This window comes from Geobacillus sp. Manikaran-105 (assembly GCF_002809955.1).
Classification (GTDB): Bacteria; Bacillota; Bacilli; order Bacillales; family Anoxybacillaceae; genus Geobacillus; species Geobacillus thermophilus.
This window is the reverse complement of record NZ_PIJG01000105.1, coordinates 1-3,494: the sequence shown is the minus strand read 5'-3', so window position 1 is coordinate 3,494 and position 3,494 is coordinate 1. Positions and strand designations below refer to the sequence as shown.

The 3,494-nt window shown below is 39.8% G+C and carries 3 protein-coding genes and 1 pseudogene; 1 reads left to right on the top strand and 3 read right to left on the bottom strand.

What is annotated here, in order from left to right; genetic code table 11:
- The 3 genes and pseudogenes from CV945_RS17710 to CV945_RS16600 form a co-directional block, all read right to left on the bottom strand.
- Nucleotides 1–134 (bottom strand): annotated as a pseudogene (locus CV945_RS17710) (ISL3 family transposase); the annotation flags it as partial.
- Nucleotides 135–251: 117 nt separating this feature from the next.
- On the bottom strand, nt 252–2,390 hold the full coding sequence (locus tag CV945_RS16605) for a heavy metal translocating P-type ATPase (RefSeq protein WP_100660182.1): 2,139 nt from the start codon (nt 2,388–2,390) through the stop codon (nt 252–254).
- Complete coding sequence (locus CV945_RS16600) at nt 2,383–2,751, bottom strand: ArsR/SmtB family transcription factor (RefSeq protein ID WP_033011423.1); 369 nt, start codon at nt 2,749–2,751, stop codon at nt 2,383–2,385. The genes CV945_RS16605 and CV945_RS16600 overlap by 8 nt, the downstream gene beginning before the upstream one ends.
- A 335-nt stretch (nt 2,752–3,086) precedes the next feature.
- Here CV945_RS16600 and CV945_RS16595 point away from each other — a divergent pair.
- A partial coding sequence (locus tag CV945_RS16595) for an IS110 family transposase (RefSeq protein WP_157807568.1) occupies nt 3,087–3,494 on the top strand: 408 nt, incomplete at its 3' end.

Genomic DNA, 3,494 nt, shown 5'->3' with positions numbered 1-3,494 from the left:
TTCAAGCAGACAGGACATAACGGGCATTGTTCGGGTAGAGAAAGTTCGAAAATCCAACGTTCCCCTTCTTTTCGCACCTTTTGAATCAAAACATCTGGTCAATCGATGAGTTCTTTGATAAACTGAGAGTACATGCGAATTTCCCTCCATGGTTCGGTTTGGTCACCTTTACCATACAGGAAAATTCGCATTTTTTGTACCCTCTATGCACACCTACCTTAAATGATCAAGTACAACTTGTGGTGAAGAGCCTATTCTTTAACTTTTAGCAATCGCATGCTGTTTAATGTTACGATTAATGTTGCTCCCATATCGGCAAATATCGCTAACCATAGCGTTAACCAACCAGGCACAATTAACAGTAATGCCAATGCCTTAATCCCTAAAGAGAAAGTAATGTTTTGCTTAATAATCGCTAAAGCTTTGCGGCTCAATTTAATCGTATATGGCAATTTGCTTAAATCATCAGACATTAAGGCAATATCGGCTGTTTCTAGGGCTGTATCGGTTCCAGCACCGCCCATCGCCACACCAACGGTTGAAGCTGCAAGAGCTGGTGCATCGTTCACACCATCTCCAACCATCGCAACACTTCGATACTTGTCGCGAAGCTCTTTGATGAAATTCAGTTTATCTTCTGGAAGTAAATCGGCTTTAATATCGGAAACGCCGACTTGTTTTCCGATGGCTTCGGCTGTTCTTTGGTTATCCCCTGTCAACATTACCGTTTTTTCAATACCGACTTGATGAAGTTTTCGAATAACCTCTTTGGATGATTCTCTTATTTCGTCTGCCACGGCAATTAACGCCAGAATTTCTTTTTCCGTTCCTAACGCCATGACCGTTTTCCCTTGTGTTTGAAGGGTTGTAATTTGTTCTTTTATTTCTGATTGGATGCCATTTGGAAGAAGTTCTTCAAAAAGACCTGGACTTCCGACATAATACATTTCGTTGTTTACTTTGGCTTTGACCCCTTTACCTGTAATGGATTGGAATTCTTCAACCGATACATCATTAAAATTCAATCCATCTTCTTCTGCTTTTCTTATAATGGCGGAAGCAAGTGGATGTTGTGAGCCTTTTTCAATGGCTGCTGTAATGGTCATTAGTTCATTTTCATTGCCATTATAAGTGACTACATCGGTGACGGAAGGAATACCTTTTGTTAATGTTCCTGTTTTATCAAAAGCAATCACTTTTAAGTTTCCTGCTTCCTCTAAATAAATACCACCTTTAATTAACACACCGTTTTTCGCTGCATTTCCAATGGCAGTTACAATCGAAACAGGCGTGGAAATAACCAACGCACACGGACAACCAACCACTAATACAGCTAGACCTCGATAAATCCATTCGCTCCAATCAGCACCCATAAATAATGGAGGAATAACGGCTAGTAAAAGAGCAAAAATGATAATGGCTGGTGTATAGTATTTGGCAAAACGATCTACAAACGCTTGAGAAGGTGCTCGTTCTGCTTGAGCTTCTTCCACTAAATGGATGATTTTCGAAAGAGTTGTATCTTCCACTCGTTTTGTCACTTTTACTTCCAATAACCCTTCTTCATTCAATGTTCCTGCAAAGACTTCATCACCGACTGTTTTGGTTACTGGAACACTTTCTCCCGTAATGGCAGCCTGATTTAGCGTAGATGTACCCTTGATGACGATTCCATCCATCGCTAATTTCTGACCAGGCTTTACAATCATAATATCTCCGACTTGAATATCGTCAACAGGGACCATCATTTCTTCATTTCCGCGACGAATTAATGCTTCTTTTGGAGCAATATCCATCAACGATTCAATGGATTGACGAGCTTTATCCATGGAATAACGCTCTAAGGCTTCGCTAATGGCGAATAGAATAACAACCGTTGCACCTTCTCCCCATTCACCAATCGCTGCAGCTCCTAAAATCGCCACTGTCATCAGCGTATTCATATCAAAATTCAATCGAACTAGGTTTTTGAAACCTTTTATAAATAACGAATATCCACCGATTAAAATTGCTGCAGCATATCCAATTGTCGCAAAGATATGCTCTTCTCCGTATTGCTTCCCTAAAAACCAACTGATCACAAGCAAAACGGCGGAAATATACACTTTAATGTTCTCTTTTTGCTTCCAAAAAGGTTCACGCTTGACTGATTTTTCTTTATCTTCCCGAACCTTTAAGTTTTCAAAAGCTCCTGCTTTTTCTAATTCTTCGATGGTTGTTGTACCCCAAACGGTAATTTTAGATGCTCCAAAGTTTACTTTAGCATCTTGAACACCGGGCAATGATTTTACATTATTTTCAAACTTTGCCGCACAGTTTGCACAAGTAAATCCTTGAACACGGTAGGTTTTCGCTTCTGATTTAGATAATTTTGCTTGTTGTTCAGACACAGACTTTCACCTCTTTCTCATGTACTAACGCAATCATGATTAACTGCTTAATATGGTCATCATCCAGCGAATAAAATGCTAGCTTTCCTTCTTTTCGATACTTTACAATCCCTTGTTTATAAAGGGTGCGTAAATGATGGGAAGTGGTTGCAACAGAAGCCCCAATGATATTGGCAATATCACATACACATAACTCTTTATCTTGGCAAAGTGAATAGACAATTTTTGCCCTATTTTCATCTGCCAGTGCTTTAAACAACAGGACAACACTGGATATATCTTCTTTTTGCAATTCCCCTTGTATTCGATTGACTTTTTCTTCGTCATAACAATAAATTTCACATGTATCTTTCTTACTCATTCATTATCCCCCTTTCATATTCAAATTTCCGTTTGAATATATTATACCCCATTTCTTTTATTATTCAAGTATTTATTTGAATTAAAAACAAAAAACATCCATGAGTAAATTTTACTCCCCACCCTCCTTCCATAATGGAGGATGAACGCAAACAGTTTGGAAAGACGTGCTTTTTAATGGTGGTTCGACCCTGTACAAAAAACTGTTTGAGTCCATTTGGTGTTCCACCCATTGTAAGCCCTTTTYATTTGGAAAAGGTGACTACGAACAGAAAAATGCCTAACGAACAAGTGGACTCACTGTTTGCGAATTCATCAATGGAAGGAGTCCGGATCATGGATGTGCTTTATCATCGTTGCGCAGGTTTAGATGTTCATGCCAAAACGATTGTCGTTTGTGCGCTTTGGGGAGAAGAAGACCACATTCAAAAGGAGATCGAAACGTTTTCGACGTTTACCAAAGACTTGTTTCGCCTCCTGAAATGGCTCGAGGATCGAGAAATCACTCATCTAGCGATGGAGAGTACGGGGGTTTACTGGAAACCGGTCTTTAACATTTTAGAGGACTACTTTGACATTACCTTGGCCAACGCTCAGCGAATCAAGAATGTCCCAGGGAGAAAAACGGATGTATCCGATGCGGAATGGATCGCTAAATTATTGCGTTATGGACTGATTGAAAAGAGTTTTGTGCCACCCGCGCCAATTCGAGAATTGCGGGACTTGACCCGTTTACGCAAAAAA

What these genes read in the sequence shown, in the direction of transcription:
- CV945_RS16600 (WP_033011423.1), bottom strand. Translation starts at nt 2,751, where the DNA reads ATGAGTAAGAAAGATACATGTGAAATTTATTGTTATGACGAAGAAAAA.